13 protein-coding genes are annotated in these 18,456 nt (G+C 71.6%); 5 read left to right on the forward strand and 8 right to left on the reverse strand.

Annotation, left to right across the window (positions count from 1 at the left end):
• Positions 1 to 71 precede the first annotated feature (71 nt).
• The gene (locus tag AB0J74_RS01805; protein WP_363443213.1) at positions 72 to 2,762 is read left to right on the forward strand and encodes a nitrate- and nitrite sensing domain-containing protein; all 2,691 of its coding nucleotides are present in this window, start codon (positions 72 to 74) and stop codon (positions 2,760 to 2,762) included.
• Positions 2,759 to 3,181, forward strand: coding sequence for a roadblock/LC7 domain-containing protein (locus AB0J74_RS01810; RefSeq protein ID WP_116074212.1), 423 nt, complete (start codon positions 2,759 to 2,761; stop codon positions 3,179 to 3,181). The genes AB0J74_RS01805 and AB0J74_RS01810 overlap by 4 nt, the downstream gene beginning before the upstream one ends.
• 126 nt (positions 3,182 to 3,307) lie before the next feature.
• Here the strand turns inward: AB0J74_RS01810 and AB0J74_RS01815 are convergent, their stop codons facing one another.
• From AB0J74_RS01815 to AB0J74_RS01825, 3 genes are all read right to left on the reverse strand, one after another.
• A complete protein-coding gene (locus tag AB0J74_RS01815; RefSeq protein WP_363443215.1) occupies positions 3,308 to 4,813 on the reverse strand; it encodes a GH1 family beta-glucosidase in 1,506 nt (501 codons plus the stop codon).
• A gap of 460 nt (positions 4,814 to 5,273) precedes the next feature.
• Entirely contained in the window at positions 5,274 to 6,746 is a 1,473-nt protein-coding gene (locus AB0J74_RS01820) for a GGDEF domain-containing protein (RefSeq protein WP_363443217.1), read from the reverse strand.
• Positions 6,747 to 6,748: 2 nt separating this feature from the next.
• On the reverse strand, positions 6,749 to 8,233 hold the full coding sequence (locus AB0J74_RS01825) for a GGDEF domain-containing protein (protein ID WP_363443219.1): 1,485 nt from the start codon (positions 8,231 to 8,233) through the stop codon (positions 6,749 to 6,751).
• Between the two features lie 218 nt (positions 8,234 to 8,451).
• Between AB0J74_RS01825 and AB0J74_RS01830 the strand changes: the two genes are divergently transcribed.
• Positions 8,452 to 11,328 carry a glycoside hydrolase family 48 protein gene (locus AB0J74_RS01830; RefSeq protein ID WP_363444037.1) on the forward strand — a complete coding sequence of 959 codons (2,877 nt, stop codon included), beginning with the start codon at positions 8,452 to 8,454 and terminating at the stop codon, positions 11,326 to 11,328.
• 137 nt (positions 11,329 to 11,465) lie between these two features.
• On the opposite strand, the gene AB0J74_RS01835 is transcribed toward AB0J74_RS01830, so the two are convergent.
• Both AB0J74_RS01835 and AB0J74_RS01840 read right to left on the reverse strand, forming a co-directional pair.
• Positions 11,466 to 11,918, reverse strand: coding sequence for a globin domain-containing protein (locus AB0J74_RS01835; RefSeq protein WP_363443221.1), 453 nt, complete (start codon positions 11,916 to 11,918; stop codon positions 11,466 to 11,468).
• 220 nt (positions 11,919 to 12,138) lie between these two features.
• On the reverse strand, positions 12,139 to 12,579 hold the full coding sequence (locus AB0J74_RS01840) for a hypothetical protein (RefSeq protein ID WP_363443223.1): 441 nt from the start codon (positions 12,577 to 12,579) through the stop codon (positions 12,139 to 12,141).
• Between the two features lie 115 nt (positions 12,580 to 12,694).
• On the opposite strand from AB0J74_RS01840, the gene AB0J74_RS01845 reads away from it, so the two are divergent.
• Positions 12,695 to 15,052, forward strand: a complete 2,358-nt coding sequence (locus AB0J74_RS01845) for an MFS transporter (protein ID WP_363443225.1) — start codon at positions 12,695 to 12,697, stop codon at positions 15,050 to 15,052.
• A gap of 214 nt (positions 15,053 to 15,266) precedes the next feature.
• On the opposite strand, the gene AB0J74_RS01850 is transcribed toward AB0J74_RS01845, so the two are convergent.
• Both AB0J74_RS01850 and AB0J74_RS01855 read right to left on the reverse strand, forming a co-directional pair.
• Positions 15,267 to 16,067, reverse strand: coding sequence for an SDR family oxidoreductase (locus AB0J74_RS01850; RefSeq protein WP_363443227.1), 801 nt, complete (start codon positions 16,065 to 16,067; stop codon positions 15,267 to 15,269).
• A gap of 4 nt (positions 16,068 to 16,071) precedes the next feature.
• Positions 16,072 to 17,055: an LLM class F420-dependent oxidoreductase gene (locus tag AB0J74_RS01855; RefSeq protein WP_363443229.1), complete on the reverse strand. Its 984-nt coding sequence runs from the start codon at positions 17,053 to 17,055 to the stop codon at positions 16,072 to 16,074.
• A 94-nt stretch (positions 17,056 to 17,149) separates the two neighbouring features.
• On the opposite strand from AB0J74_RS01855, the gene AB0J74_RS01860 reads away from it, so the two are divergent.
• Positions 17,150 to 17,776, forward strand: a complete 627-nt coding sequence (locus tag AB0J74_RS01860; protein ID WP_363443231.1) for a DUF3159 domain-containing protein — start codon at positions 17,150 to 17,152, stop codon at positions 17,774 to 17,776.
• Here the strand turns inward: AB0J74_RS01860 and AB0J74_RS01865 are convergent.
• Positions 17,773 to 18,369, reverse strand: coding sequence for a cysteine hydrolase (locus AB0J74_RS01865; protein WP_363443233.1), 597 nt, complete (start codon positions 18,367 to 18,369; stop codon positions 17,773 to 17,775). The two genes, AB0J74_RS01860 and AB0J74_RS01865, sit on opposite strands and share 4 nt — an antisense overlap.
• Positions 18,370 to 18,456: the final 87 nt, after the last annotated feature.

The raw sequence follows: 18,456 nt of genomic DNA on the forward strand, positions 1-18,456 counted from the left end.
CCCCGTGCGCGGCGCTGCCACGCCTGGTTGGATGAACGGGTTTCCCGGTGTGGGCGACTAGGAGGAAACGGGTGGCAGGAGCGACCGGGCAGCCGAACGGCGCCGTGCCGCACCATCGCCGGCCGCAGGGCGAGGTGCGGGTCCCGCCGCACCGCCGCAACAACCGCTACCGCCTGCGCGACTGGCGCATCCGCACCAAGCTCGGTGCCGTCCTCATCGTCCCGTCGCTGGCGTTCCTGCTGCTCGCCGGCTTCCAGGCGCGCACCCTGTTCACCCAGGCCAACACGTTGGGCCAGTTCTCCGCCGAGGTCGGCGTCGCCGACGAGATCGGCGGCCTGGTCGACGCCGTCCAGCAGGAGCGCGACCGCACCGCCGGCGAGCTGGCCGCGCCGGGCGACGCGAGCGGCCGTCCCGACCTGGCCCGGCTCACCAACGTGCTGCGGCCCTACGAAGACGCCGTCGACGCGGCCGCGACCAGGTTCCGCGCGGCGGCCGACCCGGCGCTCGGCGGCGACGTGTCCTGGCAGGTCGCCTACGGCCGCACCGTGGAGCTGATCGACCAGCTGCCGACGCTGCGCACGGCGGCCACCGGCAGCGCCACACCGCAGACCGTGTTCGACAGCTACACCCGGCTGATCGACGCGTTGCTCACGCTTTTGGCCGAGCCGTCACCGGGCGCCCAGCATCCGGAGCTCTCCCAGGCGGTGCTCCGCTCGGTGCAGCTGGCCCGGGTCAAGGAGCTGGGCTCGAAGGTGCGGGCCCGGATCTTCGCCGCATCGGTCGCCGGCGCGTACGGGCCGGACGACCTGGTTACCCTCTCCGACCTGCGTGCGCAGCAACTCGCCGCGCTGGCCGACTTCCGCCTCGCGGCCACGCCCGAGCAGGTCTCGCTCTACGACGACACCTCGGTGCTGCCGCAGTTCGTCGAGGCCACCCGGCTCGAGGAGCAGACCTTCGGCACCGCCAAGGCGCCACAGGTGCTCGGCGCCGAGGAATGGTGGGCGGCCAGCCAGAACCGGGCCGAGCAACTGCTCAAGGTGGAGCAACAGGTCGCGGCCGACGCCGACCGGGCCGCCCGCGACCGCAGCAACGCCCAGCTGCGCGACAGCCTGCTGGTCGCCGGCGGCATCCTGCTCGTGCTGCTGATCGCGGTCCTGACGTCGATCGTGGTCGGCCGCTCGATCGCGCGCTCGCTGCGCACCCTGCGGACCCACGCCCTGCAGGTCGCCCAGGTGCAGCTGCCCGACGCGCTCGAACGGCTGCGCGCGATGGGCCCCACCGTGCCGCGGATCGACGTGTGGCCGACGCCGGTCCGCTCGATCGACGAGATCGGCGAGGTGGCCGAGGCGTTCGTCGCCGTGCACCACAGCGCCATTGCGGTCGGCGTGGAGCAGGCCACCATGCGGCGCACCGTCAACGCGATGTTCGTCAACCTGGCCCGCCGCAGCCAGGTGCTGGTCGAGCGGCAGCTCGAGCTGCTCGACGAGCTGGAGCGCGAGGAGAGCGACCCGGAACAGCTCGACAACCTGTTCAAGCTCGACCATCTCGCGGCCCGCATGCGCCGCAACGACGACAGCCTGCTGGTGCTGGCCGGCATCGAGTCGAGCCGGCGGTGGAGCGAGCCGGTCGCCCTGCCGGCCGTGGTGCTGGCGGCGGTCGCCGAGATCGAGTCCTACCCGCGGGTCCGGCACGACGCGATCGACCTCGTACACGTGCTCGGCCACGCCGTCGGCGACCTCGTGCACCTGCTCGCCGAACTCCTGGAGAACGCGACCGTGTTCTCGCCGCCGACGACGACGGTGCACGTCTTCGCACACGGCGGCTCCCGGGTCGGCACGGTCATCGAGATCGCCGACGACGGGCTGGGCATGTCGGAGGCGGCGCTGCGGGAGGCCAACGACACGCTGGCCGCGCCGCCGACGGCCGACGTCGCGGCGTCCGAGCGAATGGGCCTGTTCGTTGTCAGTCACCTCGCGGCCCGGCACGGCATCCGGGTCGAGTTGCGGGCGGCCCGCAGCGGCGGCGTGATCGCCGTGGTCCGGTTGCCGGCCGAGATCCTGGCCCACGAGCACGCCGAACTGCCCTACCGGCCGGCCCGACCGATGCTGGCCGCGGTCGCGGCGGTGTCGGGCGCGGCGCCGTCGCTGCAGCCGGCGCCGCGCGCCGGTGGGCCGCTGCTGCCGGGCACCGCGGTCACCGCGCTGACGATGTCGACACCGGGTGCCGGCGTGCCCGCGGTCGCCGCACCGGCGATCCCGCTGCCGATCGAGCCGGCGCCGGCCTGGCCCACGCCCGCCTCGGCGGTGCCCGCGCCGGCCGCGCCGCCTCCCGCCGTCCCGGCACCCGCTGTCCCGGCACCCGCTGTCCCGGCACCCGCTGTCCCGCCACCCGCGGTGCCCGCGCCGGCCGCGCGGGTGCCGTCGCACGACCCGGCCGACACCGAGGTCTCGTGGTTCTCCCGCACCGGCTCGCCGGCCACCGCGGGCGCGCGACCGCGGGCGGCGACCGCGGTGGCGCCGCCGGCGGAACCGGTGACCGGGGGAGTGGGCCGCACCGGGCTGCCCCGGCGCGTCCCGATGGCCCAACTTCCGGGCGGCAACGGTGCCGCGCCGGTTGCCGCACCGGTCGGCGTCGACGCCGATCCCGAGGCGGTGAGCAGCCTTCTCAACCGGTTCTACGGTGGGATCCGGCGCGCCGAGGCGGAGAACCCCGAAGACCAGACGAGCGCGCCGCCCTGGCGCGGAGAACGGGAGCAACGATGACGACGCTCAGCCGCGAGGCGCGCGACCTGAGCTGGCTGGTCAGCGGCTTCGCCCAGCGGGTCCCGGGTGTCTCGCACGCGATCGTGGTGTCCTCCGACGGCCTGCTGATCGCGGTCTCCGACCACCTGCCGCGCGATCACGCCGACAAGCTGGCGGCGGTCACCTCGGGCGTCATGAGCATCACCAGCGGCGCGGCCCAGATGTTCGACAACGACTACGTGAAGCAGACGGTCGTCGAGATGGGCCGCGGCTATTTCCTGGTGATGCACATCCGCGACGGGTCGATCCTGGCCACCCTCGCCGGTTCCGACGCCGACATCGGTGTGGTCGGCTACGAGATGGCGCGGCTGGCCAAGCAGGCCGGGGAGATGCTCACCCCGGCCCTGCGGGCCGAACTCCAGCAGGCTCTGCCGCGGTAGCGGCCCGGCCGGCTCTGCCGCGGTAGCGGCCCGGCCGGTTCTGCCGCGGTAGCGGCCCGGCCGGTTCTGCCGCGGTAGCGGCCCGGCCGGTTCTGCCGCGGTAGCGGCCCGGCCGGTCCTGCCGCGTTAGACCGTGTTGTCGCGGATCACGCCCTGATACCAGCGCGCGCTGCGCTTGGGGGTCCGGCGCTGCGTCGGGTAGTCCACGTAGACCAGTCCCCAGCGCTGCTCGTACCCCTCGGCCCATTCGAAGTTGTCCATCAGTGACCACACGTGGTAGCTCTCCAGCGGCACGCCCGCCCCGATCGCGCGGTGTGCCGCCGCGAAGTGGTCGCGCAGGAACTCGACCCGGCCCGGGTCGTCGACCGTGCCGTCGGCACCCATCTCGTCCGGGCAGGGCAGGCCGTTCTCCGTGATGGTGAGCGGGATCGGCCCGTAGTCGCGGGTGATCCGGGTCAGCATGTCGAAGAGACCGTCCGGGAAGATCTGCTGCCAGGACGCCTCGGAGGTCGGCCAGCGCTGCTCGGTGTCGCCGCCACCGGTGACGTAGTAGGGCGTGTAGTACTGCACCGCGAGCAGGTCGACCGGCGACGAGATAATCTCGAGGTCACCGTCGCGGATGCCGCGGACCATCCGGCTCTCCGGCCCAAGATCATCGAGCACGTCCCGCGGGTACGCGCCGCGCAGGATCGAGTCGAGGTAGAGGCGGTTCTCGTAGCCGTCGTAGAGCCGGGTCGCGGTGGCCGTCTCGGCGCTGTCGTCGGCCGGGTAGCACGGGTGCAGGTTGAGCGCCGGTCCGATCCGCGCGTCGGCGCTGGCCCGCAGCGCGCGCACCGCGAGGCCGTGCGCGAGTTGCAGGTGGTGGGCGACCAGGTAGGCGGCGGACGGGTCGCGCAACCCGGGTGCGTGGTGGCCGCCGAGATAGCCGTTCTGCACCACGGTCTTGGGCTCGTTGATGGTCAGCCAGTCGGGCACCGCGGCGCCGAGGGCGTCGAACACGGACGCGGCGTAGTCGGCGAACCGGTAGGCGACGTCGCGGTTCTCCCAACCGCCGAGGTCCTGGAGCGCCTGCGGCAGGTCCCAGTGGAACAGCGTCGCCATCGGCGCGATGTCGCGCTCGCGGAGGCCGTCGACCAACCGCCGGTAGAAGTCCAGGCCGCGCTGGTTGGCCTTGCCGGTGCCGTCGGCCTGCACCCGCGGCCAGGAGATGCTGAACCGGTAGGTGCGCAGGCCGAGGTCCTTCATCAGGTCGAGGTCGCTGGCCCAGCGGTGGTAGTGGTCGGCCGCGACGTCGCCGGTGTCGCCGTTGCGGGTCCGGCCGGGCGTGTGGCTGAACGTGTCCCAGATGGACGCGCCCCGGCCGTCTTCCTTCACGGCACCTTCGATCTGGTACGCGGAGGTCGCGGCGCCCCAGCGGAAGCCGTCCGGGAACCGCAGTCCGAGCCGGCGTTCCGGGTTCGGGTCGGCGTCGGGCGAGTCCGGGTCGCAGGCGGCGGCGAGCAGCGGCGCCGCGGAGATGGCGGACGCAGCGGCCGGTCTTGCGGCTGCCGACAGGGACGCTCGTGCGGCGGTCGCGGCGGTGGCCGAGAGCGCGGCCCGGCGCAGCAGGCGCCGTCGGGTCAGCACGGTCATGTCGCAGGTCTCCTCGGGGTGGGATCTGGGAGCGCTCCCAAGATCGTACAGCCGTTTGCAATGTTCCGGAAGCCCGGACCGGCCAGCTCAGTGGAAGTACCGCAAAACAGGACGGTCGACCGGTTGGGCGTCGCCGCCTGTCCTGTCGACCGATTCATGCCCGTAACAATCAAGGGCTAGCGTTGGGGGCGGGGAGGGCAACCCCACCCCCAACCTCAGTTACATACACGCACGGCGGTTGGCACCAGACGTGCGTGTCGCGCGGGAGCCGGGCCACGCGAGTGGCGGTGGTTCCACCTCCTCTCGAGGGAGAGCGGAGACCGGCGACGGAGTCCGGGCTGGCCCGTCGCCGGCCTACTCTGACGTTCATCAATGGAAGCGCTCCCATCGACGTTGGTCAGACTGTAGCGGCCCGGCAGCGTGCGGGAAACCCCCTGGACATGATCGAAAGTTTCGGGGTCTAGCTGTCGCCTTCGGCGTGCAGATGGAAGCCCGAATTCCGCCGCTTGGCCTCATACATCGCCTCGTCGGCGTTGCGCAGCAGTGTCTCGAACGGCTCGTGGTGACTGGCCGCGATCCCGATGCTCGCCGACGGCCGCAGCGTCCGCCCGGCGATACGGGCCCGCCTGGCCAGGTCGCCCATGATCCGGTGCGCGGCCTCCACCGCGTCCGACGCCGACGCATCGGCCAGCAGCACGCTGAACTCGTCGCCACCCAGCCTGGCCACCAGGTCGGTCGGCCGCACGGAACGCCGCAGCCGGTTGGCGATGACCTTGAGCAGCCGGTCGCCGGCATGGTGGCCCAGGGTGTCGTTGACCGCCTTGAACTCGTTGAGGTCGAGCAGCAGCACCGCGCGGCCCTGACCTTCGGTGCTGCTGAGCAGCTTCGCCCGCTCGTCCAACGCCGCCCGGTTGGGCAGCCCGGTCAGGTGGTCGTGGCGGGCCGCGTAGCGCAGGCGGTCTTCCTGCCGGCCCAGCGCCGCGACGGTCTCGTCGAGCCCGCGCACCAGGCGCGCGTTCTCGACGAACACCAGATGCTGCCGGATCATCACCAGCCCCGTCACGATCACCGTGCCGGCGAGGGCACCCCAGGCGCGGTCGGTCAGCCCGCCGGTCGCCAGTTCGACGATGAGCAGGATCTGGGTCGCCGCCACGGCCACGAACGGCAGCCCCGCGGCGGCCCGCCGGTCGCGGGCCGGGGGAGCGGGATTGCGGAGTTGCTCGAACCGGGCGGCCGCCACCAGCAGCAGCGCCGGCACCATCCGCACCACCAGCACGGCGCGCAGGTCCGGCGCCGTCTGGAGTTGGGGGTTGAGGACGTGGCCGACGCCGAAGACCGCGATCGCCAGCGTCAGTGTCACTCCGACGAGCAGGCGCACCGGGGTCGAGCGGGTGTAGACGACGCGTACCAGCGCGACGGCGGCCGCCAGCAGGATCACCGCGCCGGCCATCGTCCAGACCAGCTGGCCCGTTCGGTGCGCGTCGCCGCGGCCGATCAGCGTCACCATCCAGACGGCGACGCCCCCGCTTATCAGCACGATCGACATGTCGAGCCACAGACGCTTGCGGACGCGTCGCCCCGACCCCCATGGACGCGACAGCAGGAACGCCAACAACACACCGGTCGCCACGGTGAGCAGGATCGTCGGAACGGTCGAGAGACCGGCCACCGTTCCCGGATGGTTGGCCGACTGCGCCGCCCGCAGCACCGCACCCGCCGTGAAGATCAGCCCGGCCACGGCCGCGGCCTCCCAGAACCGCCGCGTGCCGCTGCCCTGGTCGCGCCGTTGGGCCAGCTGCCAGGACAGGCCAGTGAAGGCCGCTTCCAGGACCGCCTGGGCCACCCAGGCGGTGACGCCGGGGTCGGGCCCGAGGGCGATCGCGATCACGGCTGCCCCGAACACGAGCAGCGCCGTTCCCAGGATCCGGTCCACGGTCAGGTCGCCGAGTCGGGGTGCAGGTAGAAGCCCGAGTTCCGGCGCTTGGCCTCGTACATCGCCTCGTCCGCGTCGCGCAGCAGCGCCTCGAAGGGCTTGCGCCCGCTGGCCGCGATACCGACGCTGGCCGAGGGCCGCAGGGTCTGGCCGTGCACCCGCACCGGATCGGCCAGCGCGCCGAGAATGCGGTGGGCGGCGGCGACCGCATCGCTGGAGGTGGCATCGGCGAGCAGCACACTGAACTCGTCGCCGCCCAGCCGGGCCACCGTGTCGCCGGGCCGCACGCTGCGCCGCAGCCGGGTCGCGGTGAGCTTGAGCAGGTCGTCGCCGGCGTGGTGGCCGTACGTGTCGTTGACCATCTTGAACTCGTTGAGGTCGAGCAACAGCACGGCCCGCCCGCGACCGGGTCCGCTGCCGGCCAGGTGCTGGGCGTGGTGATCGAAGAAGGCCCGGTTGGCCAGGCCGGTCAGATGGTCGTGGTTGGCCGCGTGACGCAGCTTCTCCTCCTGCCGACCGAGCGCCTCGACGCTCTCGTCCAGGCGTCGCACCAGCCGGTCGTTCTCCATCAGCACCACGCTCTGGCGTGCGGCGACGACGGCGGTGAGCACCGCCGAACCGACGATGGTGCCCCAGCTCACCAGCGTGAGCCCGATGAGCGGAAGCTGGATCAGCAGCGTGATCTGCACCGCGGCCACCGCGAGGAACGGCAGCCGCACGGTCACCCGGGTCCGCGTGGGTTGGTCGGCCGCGCGGGTCAGCGTTCCGTGGACCCGCTCGACACAGGGCGCGATCACGAGAACCAGCGCCGGCACCATCCGCAGCACGTAGCTGCCCCGCGAGTCGGCGTTGGCGAGCTGCGGATTGAGCGCGTGCTCGACCCCGAAGAGCGCGATCGCGATGGTCAGGATCACCCCGGTCGCCCGGGTGAACGGCGCCTCCTTAGTCATCAGCAGCCGGACGATCGCGAACGCCGACACGATCATGATCACCGAGCCGATCAGCGTCCAGGCCAGTTCCCGGGTGCCGGTGGCGCTCTCGCTTCCGGTCAGCGTGATGCTCCAGACGAAGACCGAGGCCGCCACGAGCACGGTGGCGGCGTCGAGCCACAGCCGTAATCGCTCCCGGCCGATCATGTCGGGCGGTCGGGTCAGCAGGAAGTACAACAGCACCACGGAGCCCGCCACGATCAGCAACGTCGGCATCGCGCTGTTGAAGTCGGGGTTGCCCGGGTCGATGCCGAACTGGACCGCGCGCACGACTCCGCCGGCGGTCTTCAGCGTGCCCGCGACGGCGGCGGCACCCCAGAACCGCCGGCAGAGCGGATCCTGACCCGGGCGGCGCCACAGCCGCCAGGAGAGGTAGGCGAAGGCGCCCTCGAGCACGGCCTGCGTCGACCACGACGTGATCGCCGGGTGTGGACCCAGCCCGATCAGGAGCGCCGCGACGGCGAAGGTGATGAGCACCCCGCTCAGGACGCGGTCCATCGACCCATCGAACCACGCGGGCCACGCAGCGTAGGCGGTTCGCGCCGGGCGGTGCGTGCCCGCTTGCCGCCGGGAGCGCTCCCATGCAAGACTGTCGATCCAAGGGAGCCGACCTTCGCGCACGCGTCCCGGGCAGGACGCGTGGCCCACCCCTGCTTTCGCGAGGAGAGAACGCTTCCATGACAATCAGGCTTACCCGGCCCAGACGTGCCCTGGCGATGCTCGCCGCCGGCACGCTCGTCGCCGCCGCGGTCGCCATCCCGGCCGCTCCCGCGCAGGCCGCGGTCGCGTGCGACGTGGTCTACGCGACCAACGAGTGGCCCGGCGGCTTCACCGCCAACCTGACCATCCGCAACCTCGGCGACCCGATCAACGGCTGGACACTCGGCTTCACCTTCCCCGGCAGCCAGCGGGTCACCCAGGGCTGGTCGGCCACCTGGACCCAGACCGGCAACCAGGTCACCGCGGCCAGCATGCCGTGGAACGGCAGCCTGCCGACCGGCGCCTCGACCGGCATCGGCTTCAACGGCAGTTGGAGCGGCAGCAACCCGAAGCCCACCTCGTTCACCGTCAACGGCACGACCTGCGGCGGCGCGCCCGTGCAACAGCCGCCGACGGTGGACCTGACCGTGCCGGCCGGACCGTTCGAGGCGCCGGCCGACGTCGCGCTCAGCGCCAGCGCCAGCGACCCGGACGGCACCGTCAGCAAGGTCGAGTTCTACCGCAACGGGATGTTGGTCAACACCGACACCACGGCGCCGTACGGCTACACGCTGGAGGACCTGCCCGCCGGGTCGTACACCGTGCAGGCCCGGGCGTACGACAACGCCAACCTGACCGCCACCGACGAGGCCAGCTTCACCGTCACCCAGGCCAGCGGCCCGGTGCTGCGGGCCAACCCGTCGTCGGTCTCGGTCGCCGAAGGCGGCACCTCGTCGACCCGGCTGACGCTCAGCGCCGCGCCGTCGTCGGCGGTCACGGTTGCGCTGGCCCGCACCGGTGACACCGACGTCTCGGTCAGCCCGACCAGCGTGACGCTGAGCAGCTCCAACTGGAGCACGGGCGTGCCGGTGACGATCGCCGCCGCGGAAGACGCCGACACCGTGGGCGGCTCGGCGACGGTCACGGCCACCGCCACCGGGTACGCGCCCGTCGCGATCACCGTAACCGAGATCGACAACGACGGCGGCACGGGCGACAACGTCTACATCGAGCGGTTCCTGGACCAGTACGGCAAGATCAAGAACTCCGGCTACTTCAGTCCGGAGGGCGTCCCGTACCACTCGATCGAGACGTTGATCGTCGAAGCTCCCGACTACGGCCACGAGACCACCTCGGAGGCGTTCAGCTTCTGGATCTGGCTCGAGGCACAGTACGGCCGGGTGACCGAGAACTGGGCGCCGTTCAACAACGCCTGGACGGTGATGGAGAAATACATCATCCCGTCGCACAACGACCAGCCGACCGCCGGCGTCAACGGCACGCCGCAGTACGCCGCCGAATACAACCTGCCGAGCCAGTACCCGTCGCAGCTGCAACCCAACGTGCCGGTGGGCCAGGACCCGCTGCGCTCCGAGCTGCAGTCGACCTACGGCACCGGCGACATCTACGGCATGCACTGGCTGCTCGACGTCGACAACACCTACGGCTTCGGCCGGTGCGGCGACGGCACCACGCGTCCCGCCTACATCAACACCTTCCAGCGTGGACCGCAGGAGTCGGTGTGGGAGACCGTGCCGCAGCCCTCGTGTGAGACGTTCGCCTTCGGCGGCCCCTACGGCTTCCTGGACATCTCGATCAAGGACAGCGGCACGCCGGCGAAGCAGTGGAAGTACACCAACGCGCCGGACGCCGACGCGCGTGCGATCGAGGCCGCCTACTGGGCGCTGACCTGGGCGACCGAGCAGGGCAAGGCCGCCGACGTGTCGGCGACCGTGGCCAAGGCCGCCAAGATGGGCGACTACCTGCGCTACGCGATGTTCGACAAGTACTTCAAGAAGATCGGCAACTGCGTCGGCGCCTCGACCTGCCCGGCCGGGTCCGGCAAGGACTCCGCGCACTACCTGCTGTCCTGGTACTACGCCTGGGGCGGCGCGACCGACCCGAACGCGGGCTGGTCGTGGCGGATCGGCTCGAGCCACAACCACTTCGGCTACCAGAACCCGATGACCGCGTGGGCGCTGACCAACGTCAATGAGCTCAAGCCCCGCTCGGCGTCGGCGGTTTCCGACTGGCAGAAGAGCTTCGACCGGCAACTCGAGTTCTACCAGTGGCTGCAGTCGGCCGAGGGCGGCATCGCCGGCGGCGCGACCAACAGCTGGGACGGCTCGTACGCCCAGCCGCCGGCCGGCACGCCGACCTTCTACGGCATGTTCTACGACGTCGACCCCGTCTACCACGACCCGCCGTCGAACCAGTGGTTCGGCATGCAGGCCTGGTCGATGGAGCGGATCGCGGAGCTCTACTACGCGACCGGCAACGCGAAGGCCAAGGCGCTGCTCGACAAGTGGGTGCCCTGGGCGCTCGCGAACACCACGATCGGCACCGGCGGTGCGTTCGAGATCCCGTCCGACATGAGCTGGAGCGGCGCGCCGACGACCTGGAACCCGTCGTCGCCGGCGACCAACACCGGCCTGCACGTGACGGTCACCAAGAAGGGCCGTGACGTGGGCGTCGCCGCGGCGTACGCCCGGACGCTGATGTACTACGCCGCCAAGTCGGGCAACGCGGCCGCGAAGACCGGGGCCAAGGGCCTGATCGACGCGTTGTACGCGAACCGCGACGCCCGTGGTGTCGTCACGACCGAGACCCGCGAGGACTACAACCGGTTCGACGACGTCTACAACGCCAGCACCGGCCAGGGCCTGTACCTGCCGCCGGGCTGGTCGGGCGACATGCCCAACGGTGACGCCATCGCGCCGGGCAAGACCTTCACCGATATCCGGTCGTTCTACAAGCGCGACCCGGACTGGGCCAAGGTCCAGTCCTACCTGGACGGAGGCGCGGCGCCGAGCTTCACCTACCACCGGTTCTGGGCGCAGTCCGACATCGCCATGGCGTACGCGGACTACGGCCATCTGTTCCCGAATGGTTGATCGACCCCGCTATCCATAAGGGGCAGGACGGAGTATCGTTCTGCGCGGAGAGGCCGCTTCCCCCGTGGCGGCCTCTCCACCTATTTCGACGCGAAAGCCCGGGCCACCCGCCCGGGCTTTCGTGTGTTCGCGTCCTGTCAGGCCGCGCGGCTCTCGGCCGTGCTGACCGCCATGCCCTGCATCATCGTGCCCGCGGCCCACGTGTAGGCCCGGACCCAGGCGCCCTCGACCTCTGGCGTGAACGCGTCGCCCGCATACTCGCGCAGCGTCGCGAGCAGGCAGCCGGCGACGGCCGTGAAGTGCTCCGGCTGGACACCCCAGCCGGCGTGCTTCTCGCCCAGCGCGAGCAGCGTCGGGCGCAACGCGTCGGGGGTGTCGTAGTTCGTGACCAGCGCGACGATCGCGCCCAGGAGCTTGTCCTCCTGCGGCTTCATGTTCGCGGGGAACATCGGCCGGACGGCGGGATACTCGGCGAAGAGTCGCTCGTAGAACGATTCGATGAGCGCGTCGGCGCGGTCGGCGACGACCTCGAGGCTGGCTTGCAGGAGCTTGGCGTCGGCCTGGTGGCTGGAGCTGGTCTCCTCGGTCATTTAGGGTCCTCCCCGGCTTGTGGGCCGTGAGCGCCTGGAGGGGTTCCTGAGGCGCCTTCGTCACTCAGAGCGTAGGGATCAGCACAGCACGTCACAAGACTCACGTGAATATGGCACAGATAAAGAAAACTGCCGATTGCAACATGCGGCCAGTTGTGGTAGGCCAGGTCGCCATTGGCTTGTTGGCGGCGAGCCACCTGGCGTTTCGTTTTCGCCCCGGTCAGTCCCGATGTGGCCAAGCGCTGGCGGCGACCACGACGCCGTAGAGCAGATGGTCGACGAGGAGGGCGGCTTCCTCCTCGGGCTTCTGCCGGTGCGCGTGCGGCAGGCCGAGCACCGGTGCGATGCCGACCTCGAACGCGGTCCAGAACAGCACGCCGTAGATCAACCCGGTCAGCGGGTGCCGGCGCACCTTCCGCGGCAGCAGCCCGAAGGCGGCGCCACCGAGGCCCCCGTACGTCCAATGCACCGCTTCCACGATCGCCGGGCGGCGCTCTTCGGGAATCCGCTCGAAGATCGCGGGCAGGGTGCTCTGGACGATCGCCTCGGGCGGGGTGTCGGCGACCAGGCCCAGGGTCGTGGTCATCTGGCGCAGGCCTGACATGGCCATCGCGGCGACCACGCCGCGCGCGGTGCCACGGATCACGCTGCTCGTGCCCATCCCTGCCGGGTACCCGCCGTGCGACCGGACACGCCCGTCGGATGGGACCCAGTTCACGCGGCACCCCGTTGTTCGGCGCAATATGCTTAGTACAGCTAATGAAGTGGGTGATGCGATGGCAATCCAGGCCCGGTCGGGCGGCCGGATCCCGCACAAGTGGTCGGTGCTGTCCAACACGACGCTCGGCATGCTGATGGCGACGGTCAACGCGTCCATCCTGACCATCTCGCTGCCGGCGATCTTCCGCGGCATCCACCTCGACCCACTCGCACCGGGCAACGTCAGCTACCTGCTCTGGATGCTGATGGGCTACCTGCTGGTGACGGCCGTCCTGGTGGTGTCCCTGGGCCGGCTGGGCGACATGTTCGGCCGGGTGAAGATCTACAACGCCGGTTTCGCGGTCTTCGCCTTCGCGTCGGTGGCGTGCCTGTTGACGCCGGGTTCGGGCCGCACGGCCGCGCTCTGGCTGATCGGCTGGCGCATCGTGCAGGGCGTCGGCGGCGCGATGCTGATGGCCAACTCCACAGCCATCATCACCGACACCTTCCCGGCCCGCCAGCGCGGCACGGCGCTGGGCGTCAACCAGGTCGCCGGGCTCGCCGGCAGCTTCGTCGGCCTGGTTCTCGGTGGTCTGCTGTCCGCCTGGAACTGGCGCTCGATCTTCGGCGTGAGCGCCCTGGTCGGCGTGATCGGCGCGGTCTGGGCCTACCGCAACCTGCGCGAGACGGTCGTCCGCCGCTCGGGCGTGCGCATCGACTGGTGGGGGAACGCGACGCTGGCCGTGGGCCTGACGGTCCTGCTGGCCGCGCTCACGTATGGAATCCAGCCGTACGGCGACCATGTCGAAGGCTGGGCCAACCCGCTGGTGTTCGGCGGCCTGATCGTCGGCGCGGTGCTGCTGGTCGCGTTCTGCGTCATCGAGACACGCGTCGCCCAACCGATGTTCCACCTGCGCCTATTCAAGATCCAGGCGTTCTGGGCCGGCAACGCGGCGGCGTTGTTCAACGCCATCGCCCGCGGTGGCCTCCAGTTCATGCTGATCATCTGGCTGCAGGGCATCTGGCTGCCGCTGCGCGGCTACGACTTCGAGGACACCCCGCTCTGGGCCGGGATCTACCTGGTGCCGCTGACCATCGGCTTCATCGTGGCCGGCCCGCTGAGCGGCTGGCTCTCGGACCGCTACGGCGCGAAGCTGCTGGCGACGGGCGGCCTGGTCGTGATGGCCGTGACGTTCGTCGGCCTCCTGCTGATCCCGGTCAACTTCAGCTATCCGCTGTTCGCGGTGCTCCTGCTCTTCAACGGCGCCGGTTCGGGCCTGTTCTCGGCCCCCAACACGACGGCGGTGATGAACGCGGTGCCAGCGGGGGAGCGCGGCGTCGCATCAGGCATCCGGGCGACGTTCCAGAACGCCGGCATGGTGCTGTCCATCGGCCTGTTCTTCTCGCTGCTGATCGCCGGCCTGTCCTCGTCGCTCCCGTCGGCGCTGCACAGCGGCCTGACCGCCCAGGGCGTGCCGGCTTCCGCGGTCTCCTCGGTGGTCGCCGTACCCCCGGTATCCCTGATGTTCGCGGCGTTCCTGGGCACGAACCCGATCGGCTCCCTGCTGGACCAGGCCGGCGTGACCGGCCAGGTCCCACCGTCCACGCTCGCACACCTGACCGACCGCACGTTCCTGCCCGGTCTGCTGAGCGGCCCCTTCCACGACGGCCTCCTGGTGGTCTTCATCCTGGCCGCGGCTCTGGCCGTCGCAGGCGCGGTGGTCTCCCTGTTCCGCGGCGGCGTCTACATCCACGAAGACACCGCCACCCCAGCCACCGCTGCCCCGTCCCCGGCCGGCGGGCGCGGTTCGCGCCCGCTCGACGTTCCGTCGGCCAACGGCCACGGCACGATCGCCGGCGACGGGGCAGCGGTTCGCAGCTCGCGCGCGTCGGGCGACTCGGTTCGTAGCCCGCTCGCGTCCGGCGACGGGGCGGCGGTTCGTAGTTCGGGCGCGTCCGGTGACGGGGCGGCAGTTCGTAGTTCGGGCGCGTCTGGTGACGGGGCGGCGGTTCCTAGCTCGCTCGCGTCCGACGATGCGGGAGCCAATGACAGATCGGGCGCGGCGGGCAACGCGAGAGCCGGCTACGGTGCCGCGGGGGCCGGTGGCCGCTCGGGCCGCGCTGGCTCTGGCTCCGCCGGTGGCGCGGGAGGCGGCGACGGTGCCGCGGGGGCCGGTGGCCGCTCGGGCCGCGCTGGCTCTGGCTCCGCCGGTGGCGTGGGAGGCGGCTACGGTGCCGCGGGGGTCGGTGGCCGCTCGGGCCGAGCTGGCTCTGGCTCGGCCGGTGGCGTGGGAGGCGGCGACGGTGCCGCGGGGGTCGGTGGCCGCTCGGGCCGCAACGGCGCCGCCGGTGGCGTGGGCGCCGGCGACGACGCCGCGGACGGCGACCGCTCGGGCCGCGGTCGCCCGGTCAGACGCTGGACCGGACGCGGCTGACCGACCTCCGCGTCGCGGAGATCGCTGGCCTGTCCTGACCGGCTTTGCTCTGCACCCCCACAGGAAGCCCCCCGGTGGAATGGCGCTTCCTGCAGGGGTGCAGAGCAAAGCGCCGAAGAACCCCGCCCTGCTGTCAGGGTCGGCACGAAACGGAGGGCACCGGGTCTGCCCAGGTGGTCGAGGCCGTCGCCGGCGGGCGGACGCCTCGCCCCGGTCAGGCGGTCGACGAGACCCGGCTGATCATTTTGCGCATGGAGGTCAGCCAGCGGTCCGGGTTTTCGGCCTTGCGCTGCTGGTAGGTGGCCACCTCGGGATGCGGCAGGATCAAGAAGCGCTCCGCCGCCAGGCCCTCGACCACCGCCTCCGCGACCTGCTCCGGCGTCAGCACCTCGCCCGCGGCGGCTGTGACCAGGGCGCCGGCGTGGCCGTGGGTCAGGCCGTGCTCCAGCATCGGCGTCGCTACGCCCTGGGGGCACAGCGCGCTGACCCGGATGCCGCGGTCGCCGTAGGTCATCGACAGCCACTCGGCGAAGCCGACCGCCGCGTGTTTGGTCACCGCGTAGGGGGCGTCGCCGACCGCGGTCAGCAGGCCCGCGGCCGAGCAGGTCTGCAACAGATAGCCGGCGCCGCGGTCGAGCATCGACGGGAGCACCGCGCGAGCGGCGACCACATGCGCGTGCACGTTGACCGACCAGGCCCGTTGCCAGGCGTCGTCGGTGGTGTCGAGGCCGGTGCCGGTGGTGATGCCGGCGTTCGAGCAGAACAGGTCGACCGGGCCGAACGACTCGTGTGCGGCCGCGACCAGGGCGGTGATCTGTGCCGGGTCGGTCACGTCGCAGCGGACCGCGTGGGTCGGCGCGTTGTCGATCGACCGGGCGAGGGACTCGACCGCCGGGCCGTCGAGGTCGGCGAGCACCAGGCCGGCCACGCCCGCCTCGGCGAACCGGCGGGCCATCGCGGCGCCGATGCCGCCCGCCGCGCCGGTTATCACAACTATCTTGCCGCCCAGGTCCATTCGGTCAGCCTCTCTCCACACTGGATGGTGCGGCCAGCTCGCCGATCAGGGCGATCAGCGCATCCACGCCGCCGGCCGTCAGTTCGGGGGTGGGCAGCGGGGCCATCATGGGCGTCGTGACGCCGGCCTCGACGTACGCCATGATCTGCTCTTTGCACTGGTGCGGTGTGCCGTGGATGACCAGCCGGTCGACGAGTTCGTCGGGCACGGCGGCCAGGGCGCCCCTGCGGTCGCCGGCCGCCCAGGCCGACCAGACCGGGTCCAGCAGGTCGGCGTTGCCCAGCCAGCGGTGGAACTCGGCGTACGCCGGGACGGTCAGGTAGCTCGTGATCATCCGGCGGCCGAGGGCGCGGGCGTGGTCGGCGTCGTCGGTCGGGCAGACGAAGATGCGGGCCGCGATGTCGAAACCGGCCGGGCGGTCGCCGAGCGCGTCGAGCGCCTTCGGCACGTCGGTGGCGGCCAGCCAGTTGAGGATCGTGCCGTCGGCCTCGGCGGCGGCCAGCCGCAGCATCGCCGGGCGCAGCGCCGCCAGCAGGATCGGCGGAGGCGAAGCGGGCGGGCGTTCGAGGCGGAAGCGGCGGACCGCGAACGTGTCGAACTCGCGGTCGACCGTCTCGCCGGCCAGTGCCGACCGCAGGAAGCGGAGCATGTCGCGGCTGCGCTTGAACGGCTCGGTGAACGGGACCGCGTTCCAGTCGCCGACGACGACCGGGGACGAGGCGCCGATGCCGAGCACGAAACGGTCGGGCGCGGTCTCGGCCAGCGCGGCCGCGGTCATCGCCAGCAGGCCGGGGCCGCGGGTGAAGACCGGTGCGACGGCGGTGCCGAGGCGCATCCGCGGTGTGGCGATCGCGCCGATCGTCAGCGGAGTGAAGGCGTCGGTGCCGGCGACCTCCGACGTCCACAGGTCGGTGAAACCGGCATCATGCAACAAGGCGTAAAGCCGACCGTGGTCGGCCAACGGGATCCCGGTGAACGGGACCGTCATTCCCCAACGGTGGGTCACGTCTGAAGAACCTACCGGTTACGCGGCCATCGGTCGCGTGCTGTTTCTCATCCCTGGTTAGGGTAGCCTCACCGCGATGACCCAGGAGTCGCTCAATGACCTGCTCGGCGGCCGTCGCGGTGCGATCGAGGCGTCGCTGCCGCCGCTGGCGTTCGGGCTCGGCTGGGCGCTCTCCGGTCGCTCCAACCTGGCCGGTGTGATCGCCGCGCTGGCCGTCGGCGCCGCCGTCGCGATCTGGCGGTTCTCCCGGGGACACCGGCCGATGGCCGTGGTCATCAGCCTGTTCGGTGTCTGCCTGGCCGCGCTGGTCGTGCTGCGCACCGGCCACGCCGCCGACTTCTTCCTGCTGCAACTGGTGTCCAACGCGGCCAGCGCGCTGGCCTGGCTGGTCAGCATCGCGATCCGCTGGCCGCTGCTCGGCGTGGTCGTCGGGCTCGCGCTCGGCCAGAAGACCCGGTGGCGCCGCGATCCGGCGCTTGTCCGCGCGTACGGCTGGGGCAGTGTGGTCTGGGTCCTGCAGTATGTCGTGCGGGTCGCGGTGTTCCTGCCGCTCTACGCGGCCGACAAGGTGCTCGCGCTGACCGCGACCCGGGTCGCGCTGACCTGGCCGCTGGTCGCGGCCTGCGTCGCGGTGAGCTGGTGGGTGGTCCGCCGGGCCCTGCCAGCCGATCACCCCGGGTTGCGCAACCCGGTGCCGGCCTAGCCCTTCGCCAGCATGTTGTGCAGTTCGGCGCTGTCGATCACCGTGGCGCGCCGACCGAAGACCTTGTCGAGCAACAGGTCGTGCAGGTCAGGATCAAAGTCGGCGACGCAATCGGAGAGTACGTAGACCCGGTAGTCGCGGTCGGCCGCGTCGATCACCGTGGACAGCACCACGCCGCTGGTGCTGACGCCGGTGAGCACCACGGTGTTGATGCCGCGGGCCCGCAGCCGCTGGTCGAGGTCGGTGGTCGACATGGCGCCGATGCGCACCTTGCGGACCACGATGTCGCCCTGCTCCGGCGCCAGCGGCTCGACGATCGCGGTGCTCGGGTCGTCGTCGCCCATCGCCCGGTTCTCGGCCGCGGCGGCGAACGTGACGTTGGTGGCCGGCACCGTGGCGTAGTCGTCGTCGGTGAACGCGACCCGTACGTAGCCGATGGTGCCCTCGTGCGCGCGCACGTCGGCGATCGCGTCGCGGACCCGCCCGATCAGTGCGTCGGGCTCCGGCAGCCGGCCGACGATCCCGTTCTGGTAGTCCATCACCAGCAGCGCGGTGCGTTTCGGATCGAACAGACCGTTCGTCGGCGCGGGCATGCTGTCTCCTTGCGGGTCGTGCGGGCCGCCAGCGCGCGCGGCGCGAGCCGGCGCTTCGTTGGCCAAGCTACCCGCAGGGGTGGCTCG

Source organism: Asanoa sp. NPDC049573 (assembly GCF_040676615.1).
In the GTDB taxonomy this organism is placed as follows: Bacteria; Actinomycetota; Actinomycetes; order Mycobacteriales; family Micromonosporaceae; genus Asanoa.